The sequence below is a fragment of the Streptomyces sp. NPDC093510 genome (genome assembly GCF_040683555.1).
Lineage (GTDB): Bacteria > Actinomycetota > Actinomycetes > Streptomycetales > Streptomycetaceae > Streptomyces.
Genome location: NZ_JBFBEE010000047.1, coordinates 1 through 19,726, shown reverse-complemented (window position 1 = coordinate 19,726; position 19,726 = coordinate 1). Strand labels below are relative to the sequence as shown.

General features: G+C 70.7%; 16 protein-coding genes and 2 pseudogenes. 8 read left to right on the top strand and 10 right to left on the bottom strand.

The window, feature by feature from the left end; translation table 11 throughout:
• Window positions 1–61: 61 nt before the first annotated feature.
• From AB0N81_RS40900 to AB0N81_RS40890, 3 genes and pseudogenes are all read left to right on the top strand, one after another.
• The gene (locus AB0N81_RS40900; RefSeq protein WP_365367832.1) at window positions 62–742 is read left to right on the top strand and encodes an ABC transporter ATP-binding protein; all 681 of its coding nucleotides are present in this window, start codon (window positions 62–64) and stop codon (window positions 740–742) included.
• Entirely contained in the window at window positions 739–3,150 is a 2,412-nt protein-coding gene (locus AB0N81_RS40895; protein ID WP_365367830.1) for an FtsX-like permease family protein, read from the top strand. The genes AB0N81_RS40900 and AB0N81_RS40895 overlap by 4 nt, the downstream gene beginning before the upstream one ends.
• A 127-nt stretch (window positions 3,151–3,277) precedes the next feature.
• A pseudogene (locus tag AB0N81_RS40890) lies at window positions 3,278–3,538 on the top strand (transposase family protein); the annotation flags it as partial.
• A gap of 171 nt (window positions 3,539–3,709) precedes the next feature.
• On the opposite strand, the gene AB0N81_RS40885 reads toward AB0N81_RS40890, so the two are convergent.
• On the bottom strand, window positions 3,710–4,627 hold the full coding sequence (locus AB0N81_RS40885; protein ID WP_365367828.1) for a pirin family protein: 918 nt from the start codon (window positions 4,625–4,627) through the stop codon (window positions 3,710–3,712).
• A gap of 69 nt (window positions 4,628–4,696) precedes the next feature.
• Between AB0N81_RS40885 and AB0N81_RS40880 the strand changes: the two are divergent.
• Window positions 4,697–5,040 (top strand): annotated as a pseudogene (locus AB0N81_RS40880) (hypothetical protein).
• Window positions 5,041–5,062: 22 nt separating this feature from the next.
• On the opposite strand, the gene AB0N81_RS40875 reads toward AB0N81_RS40880, so the two are convergent.
• Window positions 5,063–5,800, bottom strand: coding sequence for a YoaK family protein (locus AB0N81_RS40875; protein WP_365367826.1), 738 nt, complete (start codon window positions 5,798–5,800; stop codon window positions 5,063–5,065).
• Window positions 5,781–7,469 carry an amidohydrolase gene (locus AB0N81_RS40870; protein ID WP_365367824.1) on the bottom strand — a complete coding sequence of 563 codons (1,689 nt, stop codon included), beginning with the start codon at window positions 7,467–7,469 and terminating at the stop codon, window positions 5,781–5,783. The genes AB0N81_RS40875 and AB0N81_RS40870 overlap by 20 nt, the downstream gene beginning before the upstream one ends.
• 264 nt (window positions 7,470–7,733) lie before the next feature.
• Here AB0N81_RS40870 and AB0N81_RS40865 point away from each other — a divergent pair, with 264 nt between their 5' ends.
• Window positions 7,734–8,723 carry an alpha/beta hydrolase gene (locus AB0N81_RS40865; RefSeq protein WP_365367823.1) on the top strand — a complete coding sequence of 330 codons (990 nt, stop codon included), beginning with the start codon at window positions 7,734–7,736 and terminating at the stop codon, window positions 8,721–8,723.
• Between the two features lie 51 nt (window positions 8,724–8,774).
• Window positions 8,775–9,497, top strand: a complete 723-nt coding sequence (locus tag AB0N81_RS40860) for an alpha/beta hydrolase (RefSeq protein WP_365367821.1) — start codon at window positions 8,775–8,777, stop codon at window positions 9,495–9,497.
• 34 nt (window positions 9,498–9,531) lie between these two features.
• On the opposite strand, the gene AB0N81_RS40855 is transcribed toward AB0N81_RS40860, so the two are convergent.
• Both AB0N81_RS40855 and AB0N81_RS40850 read right to left on the bottom strand, forming a co-directional pair.
• Entirely contained in the window at window positions 9,532–10,665 is a 1,134-nt protein-coding gene (locus AB0N81_RS40855) for a low temperature requirement protein A (RefSeq protein ID WP_365367819.1), read from the bottom strand.
• Between the two features lie 5 nt (window positions 10,666–10,670).
• Window positions 10,671–12,038, bottom strand: a complete 1,368-nt coding sequence (locus AB0N81_RS40850) for an NAD(P)/FAD-dependent oxidoreductase (protein WP_365367817.1) — start codon at window positions 12,036–12,038, stop codon at window positions 10,671–10,673.
• A 247-nt stretch (window positions 12,039–12,285) separates the two neighbouring features.
• On the opposite strand from AB0N81_RS40850, the gene AB0N81_RS40845 reads away from it, so the two are divergent.
• Window positions 12,286–12,897, top strand: coding sequence for a DNA starvation/stationary phase protection protein (locus AB0N81_RS40845; protein ID WP_365367815.1), 612 nt, complete (start codon window positions 12,286–12,288; stop codon window positions 12,895–12,897).
• Window positions 12,898–12,979: 82 nt separating this feature from the next.
• On the opposite strand, the gene AB0N81_RS40840 is transcribed toward AB0N81_RS40845, so the two are convergent.
• From AB0N81_RS40840 to AB0N81_RS40820, 5 genes are all read right to left on the bottom strand, one after another.
• Window positions 12,980–14,713 carry an RICIN domain-containing protein gene (locus AB0N81_RS40840; protein WP_365367813.1) on the bottom strand — a complete coding sequence of 578 codons (1,734 nt, stop codon included), beginning with the start codon at window positions 14,711–14,713 and terminating at the stop codon, window positions 12,980–12,982.
• 92 nt (window positions 14,714–14,805) lie between these two features.
• On the bottom strand, window positions 14,806–15,237 hold the full coding sequence (locus AB0N81_RS40835; protein ID WP_365367811.1) for an NUDIX domain-containing protein: 432 nt from the start codon (window positions 15,235–15,237) through the stop codon (window positions 14,806–14,808).
• Window positions 15,238–15,276: 39 nt separating this feature from the next.
• Entirely contained in the window at window positions 15,277–16,962 is a 1,686-nt protein-coding gene (locus tag AB0N81_RS40830; protein ID WP_365367809.1) for a metallophosphoesterase, read from the bottom strand.
• Between the two features lie 194 nt (window positions 16,963–17,156).
• Window positions 17,157–18,017: a SigB/SigF/SigG family RNA polymerase sigma factor gene (locus AB0N81_RS40825; protein ID WP_365367870.1), complete on the bottom strand. Its 861-nt coding sequence runs from the start codon at window positions 18,015–18,017 to the stop codon at window positions 17,157–17,159.
• A 139-nt stretch (window positions 18,018–18,156) separates the two neighbouring features.
• On the bottom strand, window positions 18,157–19,011 hold the full coding sequence (locus AB0N81_RS40820; protein ID WP_365367808.1) for a VOC family protein: 855 nt from the start codon (window positions 19,009–19,011) through the stop codon (window positions 18,157–18,159).
• A 449-nt stretch (window positions 19,012–19,460) separates the two neighbouring features.
• Between AB0N81_RS40820 and AB0N81_RS40815 the strand changes: the two genes are divergently transcribed.
• Window positions 19,461–19,726, top strand: a 266-nt coding sequence (locus AB0N81_RS40815) for a PIG-L family deacetylase (RefSeq protein ID WP_365367806.1), incomplete at its 3' end; no start/stop codon positions are given.

Sequence of the window (19,726 nt, the reverse complement as noted above, 5' to 3'; positions counted from 1 at the left end):
GACCCGCAGTGGCTGGTACCCACACCGCCCGCTCCGACCAGTTCGCCACGGAGATCCGTACATGACCGACCCCATTCTGTCTGCCACGCGCCTGCACAAGGCCTACGGTCGGACCTCCGCGCTGGACGGCGCGGACTTCAGCATCAGCTCTGGCGAGGTCGTCGCGGTGATGGGGCCATCGGGCTCCGGCAAGTCCACTCTCCTGCACTGTCTCGCGGGCATCGTCACACCCGACTCAGGACGGGTGATGTACAAAGGGCGGGCCATGGCGACCCTGTCGGACGCCGGGCGCAGCAGGCTGCGGCGGGGCGACTTCGGCTTCGTGTTCCAGTTCGGCCAGTTGGTGCCCGAGCTGACGTGCGTGGACAACGTCGCGCTGCCGTTGCGGCTGAACGGCACCAAGCGCAAGGAGGCCAGGAGCAGGGCAGCCGAGTGGATGGAACGCTTGGAGGTCGCCGACCTGGCGGGCAAGCGCCCCGGGGAGGTCTCGGGCGGCCAGGGCCAGCGCGTCGCCGTCGCCCGCGCCCTGGTCGCGGAGCCCCGTGTCCTGTTCGCCGACGAGCCGACCGGCGCCCTGGACTCCCTCAGCGGCGAGCGCGTGATGCACCTGCTCACCGAGGCCGCCAGGGAGACCGGTGCGGCCGTCGTCCTGGTCACCCATGAAGCGCGTGTGGCCGCCTACTCCGACCGCGAGGTCGTCGTCCGCGACGGAAAGTCCCGCGAGACGGAGCGCGTCGCGTGAAGACGAGCCGCGTGAAGCCCGGCCGCGTGAAGGCCAGCCGTATGCAGCGCCGCCGCGAAGCGCGGGGCGAGGTCCGCGCCACTCCCGTTGACTGGGCGCGTGACCTCGCGGTCGGCGTCCGGTTCGCGGTGAGCGGCGGGCGCGAGGGCTGGACCCGTACGCTCCTGACCGCCGTCGGCGTCGGCCTTGGCGTCGCCCTGCTGCTCGTCGCTGCCGCGGTCCCGGCCGTCCTGAACGCCAGGGACGACCGCGGCGCGGCCCGCGACGACTCCGCCTACGGCACTCTGGTGAAGCCGACCGCCGAGACGATCGTCACCGGCAAGGTGGATACCACCTACCGGGGCCAGGATATCTACGGGCGGCTGGTCCAGCCGGACGGCGACCAGCCGGTTCTCCCGCCAGGACTGGACGAACTGCCCGCCCCCGGCGAGATGTTCGTCTCCCCCGAGCTGAAGAAGGTGCTCGATTCGCCCGACGGCGCCCTCCTCAGGGAGCGCCTCGGCCACCGCATCAGCGGCACCATCGGTGATGCGGGGCTCCTCGGTCCGCGGGAGCTCGCCTACTACGCGGGGGCCGACGATCTGGTCGCGGGCGGTGAGAACCCGACCCGCACCGACGACATCGGCAGACCCAGCTCGGCCGACGGTCTCGACTCGTTCCTGATGCTGCTGGTCATCGTCACCTTCGTGGTGCTGCTGATGCCGGTGGCCGTGTTCATCGCCACCGCCGTCCGCTTCGGCGGCGAGCGCCGTGACCGGCGGCTGGCCGCGCTGCGGCTGGTCGGCGCGGACACCACGATGATGCGGCGGATCGCGGCCGGCGAGGCGTTGTTCGGCGCGCTGATCGGGCTCGCGGTGGGCCTCGTTCTCTTCGTGGGCGGACGACGTCTCATCGGTACGGTCGAGCTGTGGCGGATCAGCGTCTTCGCCTCCGACGTGACTCCGAACCCGGTCCTTGCCGCGCTGATCGTGGTCGGCGTGCCGGTCGTGGCCGTGACCGTCACCCTGTTCGCGCTGCGTACGGTCTCCATCGAACCGCTGGGAGTCGTACGCCAAGCAGGCACGGCCAAGCGGCGGTTGTGGTGGCGGCTGCTACTGCCGGTCCTCGGACTGATGCTGCTGTTCCCGATGGTCGACGGCCTCGATCCGACCACCCGTGTCAACGAGCCGACGATCGCGGCCGGCGCGGTCCTGCTGCTTGCTGGGGTGACGGTGCTGCTGCCGTCGGCGCTGGATGCCGTGGTCGGACGAATACGCGGCGGTCCGCTGCCGCTCCAGCTGGCAACCCGTCGCCTCCAGTTGGAGAGCGGCGCGTCGGCGCGGCTGGTCAACGGCATCACGGTCGCGGTGGCCGGGGCGATAGCCGTGCAGATGCTGCTCTCCGGGCTGGAGAGCCGGTACACGCACAACACCGGCCACAGCCCGGTCCGCGCCGAACTGCGGGTCTCCCGGGACTCCATCGATACGGCACAGCAGGCCAAGGACATCGCCGCCCTGCGCGCCACGGCCGGCGTGACGTCCACCCTGACGTACACACTCGGCTACGCCAACAAGCCCGGCAGCGGCCTTCCCGGGGCCTTCGTGGTGGTCGGCGACTGCGCGGCCCTGGGCCAGATCGTCGAGACCCCCGGCTGCAGGCCCGGCAGCGTCTACACCGCGGCCCCTCCACCCGCTCAGGGCCCGGACGAGACGGGCGACGAGTTCATCCCAGCCCCCGGCGAACAGGTCGACCTGAACGCCGAGGAGAGCACAACCGCGAAGCCTCGAATGTGGACCGTCCCCGCCACCACCGTTCCCACCCGGCTGGTTCCGGACCCGGCGGGATCCTTCCACACCGGAGTCTTCGCCACACCCGAGGCGATCAGGATCGGCGACCTGGGCGGCGCAAACACCGAGCTGCTGGCGAAGCTGAACCCCTCCGACCGCGACGCGGCCGAGCGGGTCCGCAACACGGTCGCCCGGATCGATCCGCTGCAGAGCGTCGAATACTACGACCAGGTCGAGCAGGCACCGGAGTTCGTGAACATCAAACGCGGCCTGTTCATCGGCGCGACCGGCACGCTCCTGCTGATCGGCGTGGGCATGCTGGTGGTCATGCTGGAGCAGCTCCGCGCGCGGAAGAAGCTCCTTGCGGTGCTGGTCGCCTTCGGCACCCCGCGCGCGGCCCTCAGCCTGTCGGTGCTGTGGCAGACAGCGCTGCCGGTGGCGCTCGGCCTGACGCTGGCAACCGTCGGCGGTCTGGCCCTAGGCGCGATCCTGCTGAAGATGGCGGCCCTGCCGCTGACCGTGGACTGGGCGGGCATCGCGGTGATGGCGGGCATCGGAGGCGGCGTCGTCCTCCTGGTGACGCTGCTCAGCCTGCCACCGCTGTGGCGCATGATGCGTCCTGATGGACTGAGGACCGAATGAGTCGGTATTACCTGAGCCTCTTCCGACCTGGTTGTGACGAACGGGAGTTGGACGCATCTGCATAATGGTGAAGCGCCTGGTGGACGGGTTGTCGACCCGGATCAACCGTCTTCGCCAGGAGCTCCGTGTGCTTGCCTGTCCGTCGTCGATCGATCTGTCCAGCCGCACGCTGCGGTACCTGGCGGGACAACTCGCCGCACGGAGAGGGGAGGTCGGCACGCGGTGGAGACGGCTGACCGCGAGCCGTGAGGCTCTGCTTGCCCTGGCGCATCTGCGGTGCGGTGACACCTCCACCCAGCTCGCCGCCGGGTTCGGCCTCGGGATCGCGACCGTCTACCGCTACATCCGCGAGGCCATCGACGTCCTGGCCGCGCTCGCATCAACGCTCAACATGAGTCCGATTGGACCTGGTCACACGTGCCGACACGCGCGAGCATCACCCGCGGACGGGCCGATCACATCTGAGATCGGCCCAACCCCTCCGCTACGCCCGCCGCGGGCGATCACGGCCTCTCCCGAGAGACCTCCCGCCCACCTGTCCCAGACGCAAAACCCCAGGTCAGCGCACCCGTCCCCGCGGCTTCAGCGGCACGTTCGGCAGTTCGGGGGCGGGGAGTGGGTCCCCCTCGTATCCCTTCACGACGCCGAAGCGGTCGCCGGTCGTCCAGTCCTCGCGGGCCCGCGCGATGTCCTCGTGTGTGCGGCCCACGAAGTTCCACCACATGACCAACTCCTCCTCGAACGGCTCTCCGCCCAGCAGGATCAGTCTCGCGGCGTCGTCCGTGTCGTTCGTGAGCGTCAAGGTGTCGCGGCCCGGGCCGAGGTAGCCCAGCTCGGCCGGGTTCAGGAGTGTGCCGGCCATGTCGACCTGGCCCTTGTCGACGAGGAGGCCGTGCTCGAAATCCGCGTTCACGGTGAGCTTCAGCGTCGCGTGCGGTCGGAGGAGGAGTTCGGCGCCGAGCAGCGGCGTGAAGGTTCGAACCGGGGAAGAGGATGTCTGCAACTCGCCCAGGAACACCCTGACTTCGGCACCCTCCATCTCGACCGGGGTCGGGACGTGGTGCTGGAAGTCGCGGTCGGCGTGGCGGTGTTCGTCGGGGAGCGCGACCCACAGCTGGACGCCGTGGAGGACGGTGGTGCGGGGCGTGGAGACCTCCGTGTGGCTGATGCCGTGCCCGCCGGTCATGAGGTTCAGTTCGCCGGGCCGGACGAACGCGTGGGTTCCCAGGCTGTCCCGGTGCTCGATCTCCCCCGTGAACAGCCAGCTCACCGTCTGCAGGCCGGTGTGCGGGTGGGGTGCGACGTCCATGCCGCCCGTGTCGGCGACGTCGTCGGGTCCGTAGTGGTCGACGAAGCACCAGGCGCCGATCAGTGTGCGGGCCCGCTGCGGCAGCGTGCGGCGCACCGTCATCGAGCGCGGGCCGCCCAGCGGGACGTCACGGGCGGACAGGACCTCGACCTTCACGGCATTGCTCATCGGGCTCTCCACAGTCACTGCCCCACCGATGTATTTTGAGTTTCAACAATCATGTCGGATGATACGGCCATGGAAGCCAGGTCGAGCGACGAGTCCAAGTCGAGTGACAAGTCCAGGTCGAGTGATACGACGGCGGGCCGCGCGGGCCGTCGCGTCTTCGTCGACAAGCAGAGCCCGAAGGCGTACCACTCGCTGGTCGAGACGTCGGAGGCAGTGCGCGCGGTCGCGGCCGACGCGGGGCTGGACCGCACGCTCGTCGAGCTGCCTACGAGACCGCCCGCCGGGCTCTCACCGACGACGAGATATCGGCGGTGATCTGGGTGGCGATCACCATCAACGCGTTCAACCGGGTCTCCATCATGAGCAAGCACCCCGTACGCGAAGTCCCCGCAGGCAAAGGCCCTACGCGCTGATCCGGAGCTTCGGCGGCCCCTGTCACTTCAGAGGTCCGGCCCAACTCGCCTCCGGTGAGGACACGTGCCGGGCGACCAGCGCCGTCACCACGAGTGCGGCCAGTATCAGGCCCAGGGTCAGGGTGAGTTCGGCGTGTGCCAGGAGTACGGCTCCGGTGAAGGCCCCGAGGAAGATGGCCAGGACGGACAGGATGCGTCGGCCGGGCCGGGGCGCCGCACCGCCGGCCGGGACCGAGTCCGCGGCCAGACCCGTCAGGGTCAGGGTCAGCACCGTCGTGGTCAGGTCCGGAACGCCCAGGCGGCGCGCGGCCGCGTTCTGCAGCCCCATGGCGAGGCCGAGAAGGACGATCAGGGTGTACTGGACCGGCGTGGTGACCCGGCCGTGCGTGACCGCGGCCGCGACGAGGGCCGCGGTGACCAGCGCCGCCTGCAGCGCCGTGGTGAGGGCGAGCAGCCGCCCGCGGTGCGCCGCGAAGCGGGTGCCGAGCCGCCCTCCTGCCAGCGCGCCCGCGAGGAACGCCGCCATCGAGACGACGGAGGCGGACGCGGACAGGCCGTCGGCGCCCGCCAGGGCGAACCCCAGGAAGACGACGTTGCCGGTCATGTTGGCCACGAAGACGTGCCCGAGCGCCAGATAACTCACGGCGTCCACCAGGCCGGTCACCACGGTCAGCACCAGGAGGAGCGGCGGCAGCGGGCCGTGCCGGTCGTCCCTCGGCGGCACCAGGGTGTGGGCCGCGTCAGTCAGCAGCGCGCGCATACGAACTCCTCCTGACGGCCCCGGCGGTGGGCGGGCGGTGCAGCACCGCTCGGGTGAGCAGCCCGCTCACCGGGCCGGCCACGAGAGCCACGGCCTGCACCCACGGCGGCCAAGGCGTCAGCCCCAGGGCGTGGTCGACCGACCAGCGGCCGGGCCCCGTGAGGACCATGACCGCCGAGGCCGCCACCAGGACCAGCGGGTATTCGTAACCGTCGTTCTGCACCCAGAGCCCGTGGCGCCACTTGACGGTGCCCGCGACCGTCATGACCCCCATGGCGGCCATCGCCGCCGCGGGCGTGAGGGCACCGGCGGCCAGGCCCCGCTCCAGCATGGCCCGGACCGGCGGGGCGTCCGCGGCGGCCCCGGGGCCGTAACGGCGTACGAACGCCTCGCCCTGGAAGGACAGCCGGTTCTGCACGGACATGGCTCCGCCGAGGGCGGCGACGCGGTCGAGGCTGTCGGCGGAGACGGTCTCCGCGTGGTCGAACAGCCACCGGTTCCCGGCCGGGAAGAGGCCTTCCGCGGCGAGCTTCTCGAACACCGCGAGGTCGCGCCTGATCGTCTCGTCGTAGGTGGCGTGCAGTCTGAATCCCCAGCCGTTCGCCATGAGGAGGCGCACGGCGGTCTCGAAGTCCTGCTCGTAGTCGGGTGCGAGTTCCGGGCGCGGCTGGGCGAAGTTCTCGAAATCCGCCGCCGCCCAGGTGAGGTTCTCGCCCGCGCCGTTGAGACGCAGCCATTCGTCCCCGTCTTCCGGGCGGGCCATCTCGATCCAGCGTTTCAGGTCGGCTATTTCCTGCCCCGCGGTCTGCGGGAACAGGTGATAGGCGATGCGGAGCGACAACTGTCCGGCTTCGGCGAGTTCGACGACCGTGCTGTAGTTGTCCGGGAAATTCTGGAATCCACCGGCGGCGTCGATCGCCGAGGTGAGGCCGAAGCGGTTCAGTTCGCGCAGGAAATGGCGGGTCGAGATCTTCTTGTCGGCCTCCCCGAGGACCGGTGCCTTGGCCAGGGTCGAGTAGAGGACGAGGGCGCTGGGCGCCGCGAGCAGCATGCCGGTGGGGGCGCCGTCCCGTCCCCGTACGATCTGGCCGCCGCGGGGGTCGGGCGTGTCCTTGGTGTAGCCGGCGGCCTTGACCGCGGCGCGGTTCAGGACCGCCGACTGGTACAGGTGCAGGACGAACACCGGGGTGTCCGGAGCCGCGGCGTTGAGCTCGGCGACGGTCGGCAGGCGCCGCTCGGCGAACTGCTCGGCCGACCACCCTCCGACCACCCGCACCCACTGGCCCTTCGGGGTGCGGGCCGCCTGTTCGCGCAGCATCGCCAGCCCCTGGCGCAGGGTGGGGACGCCGTCCCAGCGCAGTTCCAGTACGTAGTTGAGGCCGCCCCGGATGACGTGCAGATGTGAGTCGTTCAGGCCGGGGACCATCCGGCGACCGAGGGCGTCGACCACTCTGGTGGCCGGGCCGATCCGGGCGGCCATGTCCTTGTCGTCCCCGACGGCCGTGATGACACCGTCCCGCACGGCCAGCGCCTCGGCACGGGGGCGGCCGGGGTCTCCGGTGTGGATCTTCGCGTTGCGGACGACGAGGTCCGCGGCGTGGCCTGCGGCATGGTCCGCCGCGTTGTCCGTGGTGCTGGGGACCAGCCCACCGACCGGCATCGTGGACACCTTTCGACAACCTCCTGATGTGTCGGAACCGCTCCATCGCTTCATTCGCTTCGCCGCCACGTTATGGCGGGCGAAAACCGCCGTGTTTTCCGTCAGTGCACTGCTCTCGGTCCGACAGTGCACTCCGATTCCTGCCGTGCGCTGTCAGGTCAGTGCCGGTGCGCTCATGGTCAATTCACGCCGCCCGGCCGCTTTTAGCGTGGGACCTGCAGCCCCACGGAGCTTTGCCTCGGGGCTTTCTCACATGACACTCAGGAGAACCACATGTCCGACGTCGTCGAGCCGCTCCGGCCCGTCCAGCCCGTCCAGCCCGTCCTGGAACCGGCAGCGGCCGCCTTCGCCGAAGCGACCGCCCAACCGCCCTACCTCTTCGAACTGCCGCCCGCCGAAGGCCGCAAGGCGGTCGACGAGGTACAGTCCGGCGCCATCGGGAAGCCGGAGGTCGACGAGGAGTGGATCACCGTTCCGGGCGGCCCCACGGGCGGCGTCCGCACCCGCGTCGTCAAGCCGGCCGGTGCGCAGGGCACGCTGCCGGTGATCCTCTACATCCACGGCGCGGGCTGGGTGTTCGGCAACGCCCACACGCACGACCGGCTGGTCCGTGAGCTCGCCGTCGGCGCGCACGCGGCGGTGGTCTTCCCCGAGTACGACCTCTCCCCCGAGGCCCGCTATCCGGTGGCGGTCGAGCAGAACTACGCCGTCGCCCGGTGGATCGTCAAGGAGGGCTCGTCGAAGGGTCTGGACGGTGCACGGCTCGCCGTGGTCGGTGACTCCGTCGGCGGCAACATGACGGCCGCGCTGACGCTGATGGCGAAGCAGCGCGGTGACGTGCCGCTGGTCCAGCAGGTGCTGTTCTACCCGGTCACCGACGCCTCCTTCGATACCGACTCCTACCACCAGTTCGCCACGGGGTACTTCCTGCGCCGCGACGGCATGCAGTGGTTCTGGGACCAGTACACGACCGACGGGGCCGAGCGCGCTCAGATCACCGCGTCACCGCTGCGGGCCTCCACCGAGCAGCTGGCCGGGCTGCCGCCGGCGCTCGTCATCACGGGCGAGGCCGACGTGCTGCGCGACGAGGGCGAGGCGTACGCCAACAAGCTGCGCGAGGCGGGCGTCCCGGTGACCGCCGTCCGTTTCCAGGGCATCATCCACGACTTCGTCATGCTCGACGCCCTGCGCGAGACCCACGCCGCGGAGGCCGCGATCACGCTGGCGACGGGCACCCTGCGGGCGGCTCTCCACCGCCGCTGACGCCCGACAGCATCCGAGATCCCCACCCACGACCGACGAGGAGACCCCGTCATGACCGCTCACCCCACCCCCACCGTCCTGCTCGTGCACGGCGCGTTCGCCGACGCCTCCAGCTGGGCCGGAGTCATCAAGGAACTCCAGAACTACGGCATCCCCGTGATCGCCCCGGCCAACCCGCTGCGCGGCCTCGCGTCGGACGCCGCGTACATCGCTTCCGTGGCGGCCGGGATCGACGGCCCCGTCGTGCTGGCCGGCCACTCCTACGGCGGCGCGGTCATCTCCGTGGCCGGCGCCGCCGAGAACGTGACCGGACTGGTCTACGTCGCGGCCTACGTCACCGAAGAGGGCGAGAGCCTGGGCGAGTTGCAGGACCGCTACCCCCTCTCGCCGCTCGGCAGCAAGCTGACGGAGTGGACGTACCCCGTCGAAGGCGCCGGGACCGCCGTCGAGTTCACCGTGCGCACCGAAGCCTTCCCCGAGATCTTCGCCGCCGACGTCGCCGCCGACGTCACCGAGGTGCTCGCCGTCGCGCAACGCCCGCTGGCCGCCGCCGCGTTCACGGAGAAGGCCGCGACCGCCGCGTGGCGCACCAAGCCCTCCTGGGCGCTCGTCGCAGGCGCCGACCAGGCGATCAACCCCGATGTCCAGCGCTTCGGCGCCCGGCGGGCCGGTGCGACGGTCGTCGAGCTCGACGGTGCGTCGCACGCCGTCGCCGTGTCCCGGCCCAAGGAGGTCGCCGGCCTGATCCGTGACGCGGTGCGCGCCACGGGCTGACCGCCGGCGGACCTCCCCCGGACGCCCGCGCTCGTCACCGGCGCGACGCCGGTGCCGTGACCAGGACGACGAGCACCGTCAGCACAGCACCGGCGGCGAGCGCGGGCGCCGGGGACCAGGTGGCACCGAGGAGGCCGAGCGCGGCGACCGGATACGGCACGCGCTCGGCCGTCGTCTTGAAGTGGGGTCGCAGGTGTACGGCCCAGACGGTGACCAGGAAGACGGCCGCCGGGACGGTGACCGCCGCCCCGGCGGCCGTGGACGAGGTGTCCGCATGCCCGGTGAGGTGATCCGCGTACGCCGCGAGACCGGCGCCCTCTGCGGCCGCCGACGCGAAGACCAGGTAATGGCCGTAGGCCCAGACGAACCGGCGGCGGTGTGCCCGGTGCGTGGTCGCGAGGAGCGTGTGCGCGGGCCTGGCGAAGTACAGCCACCACAGGGCGAAGGCCGTCAGGAGGCCGCCCGCCGCCGTCGCGTACAGCGCGCCCGTGCTCTGGTGCCGGTCGAAGGCGATACGGACGGCGACGGTGGCGGCCGCGACGGACTCGCCGAGGACGATGAGGGTGAAGAGTTCGTAGCGCTCGGCGATGTGGCGGGGATGCCACGGCGTCATTCCGGCGGACTGCGCCCACATCGGTACGCAGACCTCGGCGGCGATCAGCACGACGATGCCGGGCAGCCGTGCCGCGTCGGGCAGGAGGAGCAGGCCCACCCAGCCGGCCTGGCACGCCGTCACTCCGGTGGCGAAGCGCAGGGCGGTGGCCCGGCGTACGGGATCGGCGCGCGCCGCGCGGAGCCAGAGGGCGGCCAGTGCGGTGCGCAGCACGACGTATCCGATGGTGATGACCCGCAGGTCCCCCTCCGCGAACGCGAGGGGGACACCTGCGGCGAGCACGAGCGAACCCGTGATCTGTACGAGCACCGTCAGCCGGTAGGGGACGTCGTCCGGGTCGTAGGCGGAGGCGAACCAGGTGAAGTTCATCCACGCCCACCACACGGTGAAGAAGACCAGCGCGAAGCGCAGGACGCCGGTGGCGTACGCCCCGTGGGCCAGGGCCTCGTGGAGGCTCGCGGAGGCCTGCGCCACCGCGATGACGAAGCACAGGTCGAAGAGCAGCTCCAGCGAAGTGGCGGTCCTGTGCCGCTCTTCGGGGTCGCGGCCGCGCATGGCGTTCAGCGGAGCGCTCCGAGCGCGGCCTCGACCGTCCGGTGGAAGGTCGGGTACGTGTAGATCATGTGCCGGAGCGTGTGGACGGGCACTTCGGCGTGGACGGCCACGTTCAGTCCGTAGAGCACCTCTCCTCCCGCCGGGCCCGCCGAGGTGGCGCCGACCAGGACGCCACGGTCCGCGTCCTCGACGAGCTTGATGAATCCCTCGTTGCCCGGCCCGTGGATCCAGCCTCGTGTGGAGGAGGCGACGGGGAGGAAGCTGGTGCGCACCCGCAGCCCCCGCTCCCTTGCCTGTCGTTCCGTCAGGCCGACGGCGCCGATCTCCGGGTCGGTGAAGGTGACGCGGGGCAGCGCCCGGTAGTCGGCGTCGGGGCCGGGTTCGCCGAGGATGTCCCGTACGGCTATCTGCGCCTGGTACATCGAGACGTGGGTGAAGGCGCCGCGGCCGGTGATGTCGCCGACCGCCCAGAGTCCTTCCGCCGCCCGCATCCGCCCGTCGGTGTGCACGGCTCGTGCCGTCGGGTCGAGACCCACCGCGTCCACGGCGAGCGCGCCCAGATCGGCCTGACGGCCGGCGGCCACCAGGAGCCGGGCGGCCCGCAGCGGCCCGGCGCCGCCTTCGAGCATGACGGTGAACAGGTCGCCGTCGTGACGGACTTCCCGCGCACGAGCGCCCGTCAGTACGGTGACGCCGTCCGCCCGCAGCACTTCGGCGGCCAGTTCCCCGGCCTCGGGCTCCTCCTGCGACAACAGCCTGTCCTGGCCCTCGATCACGGTGACCGCGCAGCCGAAACGGGCGAAGACCTGGGCGAGTTCGACGCCGATGGCGCCGCCGCCGAGCACGGCCATCGACTCGGGCAGTTCCTTGGCGGCCATGGCGTCGCGGTTCGTCCAGTAGGGGGTGTCCCGCAGTCCGGGCACCGACGGGACGCGGGGCCGGGTGCCGGTGGCGAGCACAACGCCGCGCCGTGCCTCGATCGTGCGGTCGCCGACGCTCACGCGGCGCGGTCCGGCCAGGCGGCCCGTGCCGCGTACGAGGCGGCCGCCCTTGGCGGCGAGGCGGTCGGCCGCCACTCGGTCGTGCCAGCCGTCGGTGGCCTCCTCACGGATGCGCGCGGCGACTCTGCCCCAGTCCGGGGCCACGGTCGCCGTACCGGCCAGGGCGGGCACCCGGCCCGCCTCGGCGAGCAGGTCTCCGGCCCGGATCATCATCTTGCTGGGCACGCAGCCCCAGTACGGGCACTCGCCCCCGACGAGTTCCGCCTCGACTCCCACGACGTCCAGTCCCGCTTCGGCCAGTGTCCCGGCGACGTACTCGCCGCCCGGCCCCAGCCCGACGACCACCACGTCCGCCCACTCGTGCGCGCTCATGCCTGTCTGCCTCTTCTCCCCGCCCCGCGGTCGGGGGCGACCCGGCCGACGCTAGGTCGGCCGGCGCCCCGCCCCTGCCCGTCAGTGCACGGGTGCTGGCCCGAGAGCGAACGACGACAGCGCAGGTCACCAGGGCCACCAGCAGTGCACTGCCCGGCAGGACCGCGTGCGCTGCTGGTCAAGAAGGTCCGTTCGCCGACGCCTAGCGTCCTTCTGGCACACAGCACGAATCCACAGGAGGCACACCATGACCGACAAGAACGTCAAGGCCCGGCCCGTGAGCGGCAGTTCCCGTCCGGCGGCGGGCGGCAGCCAGCCGTGGCTGCACCAGAGGGGAGAAGTGATCCAGGAGTACGGCACCGTGAAGCAGTTCCCGATCGGCCTGTCGTACGAGGCGCGGATGTACTCCTGCCAGCGACTGAACCGGGTCCTCGCGGACACGCAGATCCTCTACGGCCTCTACAAGAAGCACCACTGGCTCATGCGCGGTGCGACGTTCTACCAACTGCATCTGGTCCTGGACAAGCACGCCGGTGACCAGCTCGAACTCGTCGACACCCTCGCGGAGCGCGTCCAGTCCCTCGGCGGCGTCGCGGTGGGCGATCCCCGCCACGTCGCGGAACTGACGTCGATCCCGCGCCCGCCGGACGGGGTGGAGGAGGTGCCCGCGATGCTGTCGCGACTCCTTGAGGCCCACGAGTCGATCCTCGTGCAGGCGCACGACGCCGCCGCCCGAACGGCCGAGCTTGGCGACGACGGCACGAACGACCTGCTGGTGTCGCAGGTCATCAGGACCGGGGAACTGCAGTCCTGGTTCCTGGCCGAGCACCTGGTCGACACACCGCTCGTCCGCGCCTGAGCACCTCTCCGATGACGGGGAGATCACCCGGCCGGGAAGTCTGTCGACCTGCACGTTCCCTGGCCGGGTGAGGTAGGGCTACTCAGAAGCCGGTGACGGCCCACTCCTGAACTACGTCGTGCTGGTCGGGCTTCTCAGGGCGTGACGGATCAGGGGAGGCGGTCCACAGGGTGAGCCACGCTCCGTTGATGAACTCATTGCCCTTGGGCGTGATGGCCTTGCCGGAGCTGTTGACGATGGCGCCCACGCCGGGGCTGAACTTCTGGCTGTTGGATGCGGGGTTGCAGGTCCACAGGGTCAGGACGGTGCCGTCGACGTCACTGGCGTCGCCCTTGGGGGTAAGGCACTTACCGCTCATCTTGTGCACGATGCGCCCGTCCCGGAAGGCCCAGCGCTGGCTTTCCGCCCCGGTGCAGGTCCACACGGTGACGGGCGTTCCGTCGGCGGTGTCGTCACTCTGCGGCGTCGCGCACACGGAGCCGGGGCGGTTGTGGTTGGCGAGCCAGCCCCAGCCGTCGACGGTCCGCCCGGCGTGGGGGTCGAGGGAGAACACGACGCGGCGCCCGTTGCCGTTCGTGTCCTTGAGCGCTTCGTTGGCGCCCCAGAGCCGCTTGGCATGGGGATCCCACGACAGCCCCTGGGTCAGCCATGGCGCCTGAGTCTTGACGTGCGGAGCGTCACCAGGCCCGGCCACGTGAATGCAGCTGTAGGTCTTGTATCCCGGCCAGGTTTCCGGGCAGTCGCCGCTCATGTAGTAGTCGGTGCCGTCCGTGGCGATGCCCTGCATGTTGTACACCGGTGACGTGTACCCCTTCTGCAGTGCGGGCACGACCGTGGGTGCGCCGACGCCCAGGTCCGCCAGCGGCCAGTGGACAATGCGCCCGCCGGCGCCCTTCCTGTTTTCCGCGGAGACCAGGCTCGGACTGTCGGAACGGTCGACGCTCACCGTGCTCAGGCACAGTTCGTCGTTGGCCGGTCCGCAACTGCGGGGGTTCGCGCCCGGGAACGGTTCGGTGGGGTCCTTGCCCGCTTTCGTGTAGGTGCTGTAGCGGGCCACGAGGGGCAGGGCCCAACGGTGGAAGCGGGCAGAGGTCTTGCCGTCGATCAAGCCGGTGTCGCCGCGGGTCGTGTCGTCCATTCGCCAGATGTGTGTCAGGTCGTACACCTGGAGTTCCACACCGTTGGCGACGAACAGCCGGTCGCCGTACCAGGCGACACCGTCCGCGTGCGATTTGTACCTCAGCTGCTTGAAGCCGCCACTTGTCGGTTCTACGAGCGCGATGTGTCCGTAGGTGACCCGGTCACCGGTGGACTCTGCGATCGAGATCCGCGTGTAGTCCTCGCCTGGGTCGCCGTTGCGGAACTTGCCGAAGTACCAGGAGGTGGCGTAGAGATGCCGGCCCGCATACAGCCCGTCGGGGGTGGCGGCGTGCGCTCCGGCGAAGCCTTGGGGCATCCAGCCACCGAGGGGTTCGTCGGTGTACCCGCTCTTGTCGTCGTCTTCGTCCCAGCAGAACCCATCGACCTTGAGAGCCCAGTTCACTCCGGTGCCGTGACAGAGGTTCGCACGGCCCGTGCGTCCGCCCAGGACCTCGGTGACCGGCGCCACCTTGTCCGCACCCAAGGTCGCCTCGACCGACTTGATGAGGTCCGTGTTGTCCGCACCGATACGCGTGAGTTGAAAAGAGGCGGTGTCCAACGGCTCCAGGCCGGTTGCGGCCTGAGCCGACTGGATCGGCATGAGGACCGATAACGCTGTGGCCACACCGAGGGAGAACCCGAGAAGACGCCGTCTTCGCTCGAACATACGTTTCATCAGAGCAGGATAAACAATCATGCTCATGAATCGGAAGGCAGGGGCAGTGGCCACTCAGGCCATGACGCCATCGACTGGCAGGACACATGCGCCTAGGCCGCGAGCAGACCCTGCTGCCGCAACAGCGGCAGTACGTGATCCCGTACTGCAGGGGCGAGATGCAGTTCGTCCTCGTGGCCGGACGCCCACCGCAGGTGGGCCAGTTCGGCCGCGGGCTCGGGCGTGCGGCCGATGCGGGCCTCGAAGACGGTCATCCTCATGGGGACGCGCTCCAGCGCCGCGACGGCCTCTACGTCCGCCAGGAAGCGCGGCTCCAGCGGGTCCACCCCGAGCTCCTCGTCGAGCTCCCGTGCCAGCGCCTCCAGCGGGGACTCGCCCGCGTCGGGCTTGCCGCCCGGCAGGTAGAAGACGTCGGGGGCCGCCTTCTTGCTGACGACGAGGAGGCGGCCCTCCTGCACGATCGCGGCGGCCACGACCAGCAGGGGGCCCTCCGGCTCCGACCCCGGCACAATCACTTGGTCCATGCACGCGATTCTGCCATCCCGCACCATCAGGCCACCTGCTCAGCCCGTGAACGTGAACTTCGCCTCCGGAGACGCGTTCCCGTACGCGTCCACCGCGCGCACCCGCGCCGCGTACCGCACGCCGTGCTTCGTGGCGGGCACCGGGATGTCCAGGGAGTTGGGGCGCGGCATGAAGTAGTACTCGGAGAGGACCTTCGACGAGAGCAGCTTCGTGCCGGTCGCCTTCTCCTCGATGTCGACGCGGTAGTGATGCACCATCTGGTCGTCCCGTGCCTGCCGGACGCGCAGCGCCTTGCCCTCCGCTTCTCCGGAGGGCCGCTCGCTCCCGGAGGGCCGTTCGCTCCGGACCAGGCCGAGCGGGTGGCGGTCCGTGAACTCGGGGGCGGTGGTGTTGCGTCGGGCGTCGGTGTACGTGAAGCCGTCCTTGATCTGCTGAGGGCTGCTCCCCTTCAGGCGTACCGTCCACGTCGGTCCGCTGAGCGTGCCCGCGCTGGCGTACGGGGGCTGCCAGTTGGCCGACCACTCGCCTCCGGTGTAGATGTCGTGCTTGTCCGCGGCCATGTTGACGCGAGCGATCTCCGTGCGGTCGCGGTACACCTCGACGAACAGCGCCTGCGCGGTCGGCGCCTCGAAGCGGTCCGCCAGGCCCGTCTCCGTGACCGCCTGATAGCCGTGGTCCATCTCGACGTACGACATCGATCCGTCGTTGACGGCGGTGAAGTCGCGCTGGTGGACCGAGCGTTCGTCGTTGATGTTCAGGTGCGAGTGCCCGGAGAAGTAGATCACCTGCGGGTGCGCGCCGAGGTCCTCGGTGAGCCTGGGGTTCGATGCCTGCTGGCCGTCCATCGCGGTGCCGGGCGCGGGACGGTGGCCCTGTACGAGGATGGGCGTGCGCGCGTTCGCCGGGTCGGCCGTGAGCTCGGCGAGCCGTTTCTTGAGCCAGGTGCGCTGTGCGGAATCGGAGTTGTACGTCTCCGTGTTCACCGTGAACAGGTGCACGCCCCGCACCGTCGACTCGTAGTAGCCGCCGCCGGAGTCGGGGAACCAGTCGCGCGGGTAGTGGGCGCGGATGTCGGCGAGGCTCGCGTCGTGGTTTCCGTTGGAGAGCAGGAGCTGTGTGTCGTCCATGCCCTTGCGCTTCAGGTTGGCTTGGAAGATCTCGGAGACGATGCGGTGGTCGGCGCCACGGCCGTCCCCGTTGTCGTTGATCATGTCGCCGTTGGAGAGGATCGCGTCGGGCTCGGGGAAGACCGACGCGATGGTGTCGAAGAAGCTCTCGTACTTCTTGTCGTTGTTCTTGTGGTCGCCGATGTGCACGTCCGACATGACGACCAGCCGCGCGAGCGGCTTCTCCGCGGTCCTGACGAGGTATCCGGCCGACACGGGGACGCTCGCCCGCCCGCCGCGGAACGCGACGGCCGTGACGTTGGTGTCCTTCGTGATGCGCAGCGGGCGGCCCGGCACGAAGAGGCGGCTCTCGCGCGTGGGCGTGGTGCCGTCCAGGGTGTAGCGGACCGTGGTGCCGCGCTCGGCCCGCAGCGTCAGGGAGACGGGGCGCTCGTAGCGGCCGCCCGCGCTGCTGAAGTCGGGGGAGGCCGGGGCGGTGCGGGCCGGGTCCGCGGGGCGGGCCGCCGCCCCGGCTGTCGGGACGGATGCCTGGGCGGCGGCCGGGAACAGCAGCGCCAAGGACGCGGCGGTGATCACGAAGGGAGTGCGTCGTCTCACGGGTCTCACGGGGATCCTTGCCTCTGGCCGGGCCGGGTCTGTGGAGCGTGCTGCCCGGCGTGAACTCCCGTGACGCTAGATCCCGTTGGTGAGGTAACGAGGCCGGACCAGTTACCTTACGGTGACTTGTCCGTGAACCACCGCCGCCGCCCGCGGCCGAAGTCCCGCCCCCTATCTCCAGGAGCCCCGCCCCTCTATTCGTGCGCGAGCAGACCCGTGCGCAGGCGGGCCAGCGTGCGCGAGAGCAGCCGCGACACATGCATCTGCGAGATCCCCAGCACGGCGCCGATCTCGGCCTGGGTCATCTCCTGGCCGAAGCGCATCTCGATGATGCGGCGCTCCCGTTCGTCGAGCTCGGCCAGGAGCGGGGCCAGGGCGTGGATGTTCTCGAAGACCTCGATGGCGTGGTCCGGCTCGCCCATGACGTCAGCGAGTGAGCGGCTGTTCCGGTGCGCGTCACCGTCGTCGTTCCCGCCATGCTGGGATTCCAGGGACCCGGCCGCGTAACCGTTGGCGGCCACGACCACCTCCAGGACCTGCTCCTGGGTCACCGAGAGGTCGGCCGCGAGTTCGTTGACCGTCGGTTCGCGGCCGAGCGTGGCGAACAACTGCTCCCGGGACTTGACCAGTTCGGAGCGGAGTTCCTTCAGCCTGCGCGGCACGTGCACGGCCCAACTGGTGTCGCGGAAGTGGCGCTTGATCTCCCCGAGGATGCAGGGGACGGCGAACGACACGAACTCGAACCCGCGGCTCACGTCGAACCGGTCGATCGCCTTGATCAGGCCCACGGTCCCGACCTGGACGATGTCTTCCATGTGGCCGTTGCCGCGGTTGCGGAACCGGCCCGCCACGTAGTGCACCAGCGAGAGGTTCATCTCGATCAGGGTGTTGCGGGCGTACAGGTGGTCGGGCGAGCCCTCCTCCAGGGTCTCCAGCCGCTCGAAGAAGAGCTTCGACAGCTCCCGGGCGTCCTTCGGCGCGACCTGGTCGGCCTCGATCCGCGGCAGGCCGACGATCTCGTCCCGCGACGGCTGGGTCGGCCGGGCCGGCTGCATCGGCCGGGCCGGTCGGGCTGATTCGGTCGGCTCGACGGTCGCGTCCACGCCCATTGCCCCAAGAAACATCGTCTGTTTTCCCTGCTCTCGACTTGCCCGCGACTCACTGCGCCGGCGATGACTCCACTCGCGAACGCGGTCAGCTCGCGACCACCGTGAAGGGGATTCCTTCGCGGTCCTCCAGCACGGCCTCGCGCCGGTGCGGGGGTCCTTGCGGCGGTGAGACCACCCGTCCGCCCCAGGCCACGGCCGCGGCGGCGGCCGCGTCGGCGTCGGCCACGCGGAAGCACGCGTGCCAACGGTGACGGCCCTCGAATCCCGGCGGCGTTCCGTCCCGGAGCGCGGCGACCGTGCGCAGCCCGTCGCGCACCAGGATCCGGCCGTCGGCGTACTCCACCTCGCAGCTGTCCGCGGACCCGTCGGCCCAGCCGAGCGCGCCCCCGTAGAAGAGGGCCGCGGCGAAGATGTCCCGCGTGTGCAGTTCGAGACAGGCGACGGGGCCGTCGCCCACCGTCCAGTGCTCGTCGGGGGCCCGTTGGCGCAGACCGAACACCGCGCCCTCGGGGCCCGCCACCACGGCGATCCGTCCTGCGTCGGTCGCCAGCGGGCCGACCGCCACGGTGGCACCGCGCTCTCGGAGCCGGGTCACCGCACCGTCCACGTTCTCGACGGCGAAGTAGGGCGTCCAGGCCGCGTGGACACCCAGGTCGCACGCGGTCTCGCTGATGGTGCCCACCGGCACCCCGGCCTTCAGGGCCAGGGCGCGCGGCCTGCGCGGCGAGCCGAGCAGCGGTACGTGGCACCAGCCGAGGACCCTGCCGTAGAACTCCTGGGCGGCCTTGAGGTCCCGGGAGGCCAGGCTCAGCCAGCACGGCGCCCCGCGTGCCTTGCCGAGAGTGCCCGGCGGCGGGCTCCCCGCGGACGCGACCGGTTTACGGTCGCCGGCCGGTATCAGGCGCGTTCCTCCGCCCCTCCGCAGGGTCCTGTCTCCCACCCATACGCGTCGTGCGTCCCTCGGAACAGTCACGGCAGCCTCATCTCACTCGCTTCGCCCACGCGGTTCGTGCGGTCTCGCGAGTGGTGATTCCGCAAGTGGAAAGCCGCATACCGGGACCTTCCTCACCCGCTTCAGGGGCCAAAGGCCCGCCTCCGCAGGCTCGAAGGGCCCGGTGACCCGGGCCATGGCGGGCGGCCGGCCGAAGGTCTCCGGAGACAAGGACCTTGGTCCCGGTGAGGGAGCGCCGGACCGGGCAGTCAAGGCATGCGCCGCTGCCTTCGGTGACCTTCGGTGGCCTTCCGTGGCCTTCCGTGGCCTTCCGTGGCCTTCTGCGGCCTTCTGCGGCCTTCAGTACGACCAAAGAGGGGGTCGACTCGTGCGTACCATCAGGCGCGTCCGCCGCGTGCTCTACGGGGCCGTGTGTCTGTCCGGGAGGAGTGCCGTCCGTGGCCGCTGAGCCGAGTCTGCTGGGCGTCTTCGCCCACCCGAACGACGAGTCCCTGCACGCGGGCGGCGTCCTCGCGCGGCACGCGGCCGCCGGCGCCCGTACCGCCGTCGTCACGGCGACCTGGGCCCCGGGGACGCGGCGCGCCGCCGAGCTGGCCGACGCGCTGCGCGTCCTCGGCGCGGGTGCGGACCTTGTTGCTGAGCCGGTCGAGCTCGGCGAGGGCGGCGCTCTCGTCGCTCTCGGCGCGGGCCTGTTCGGCGCGGA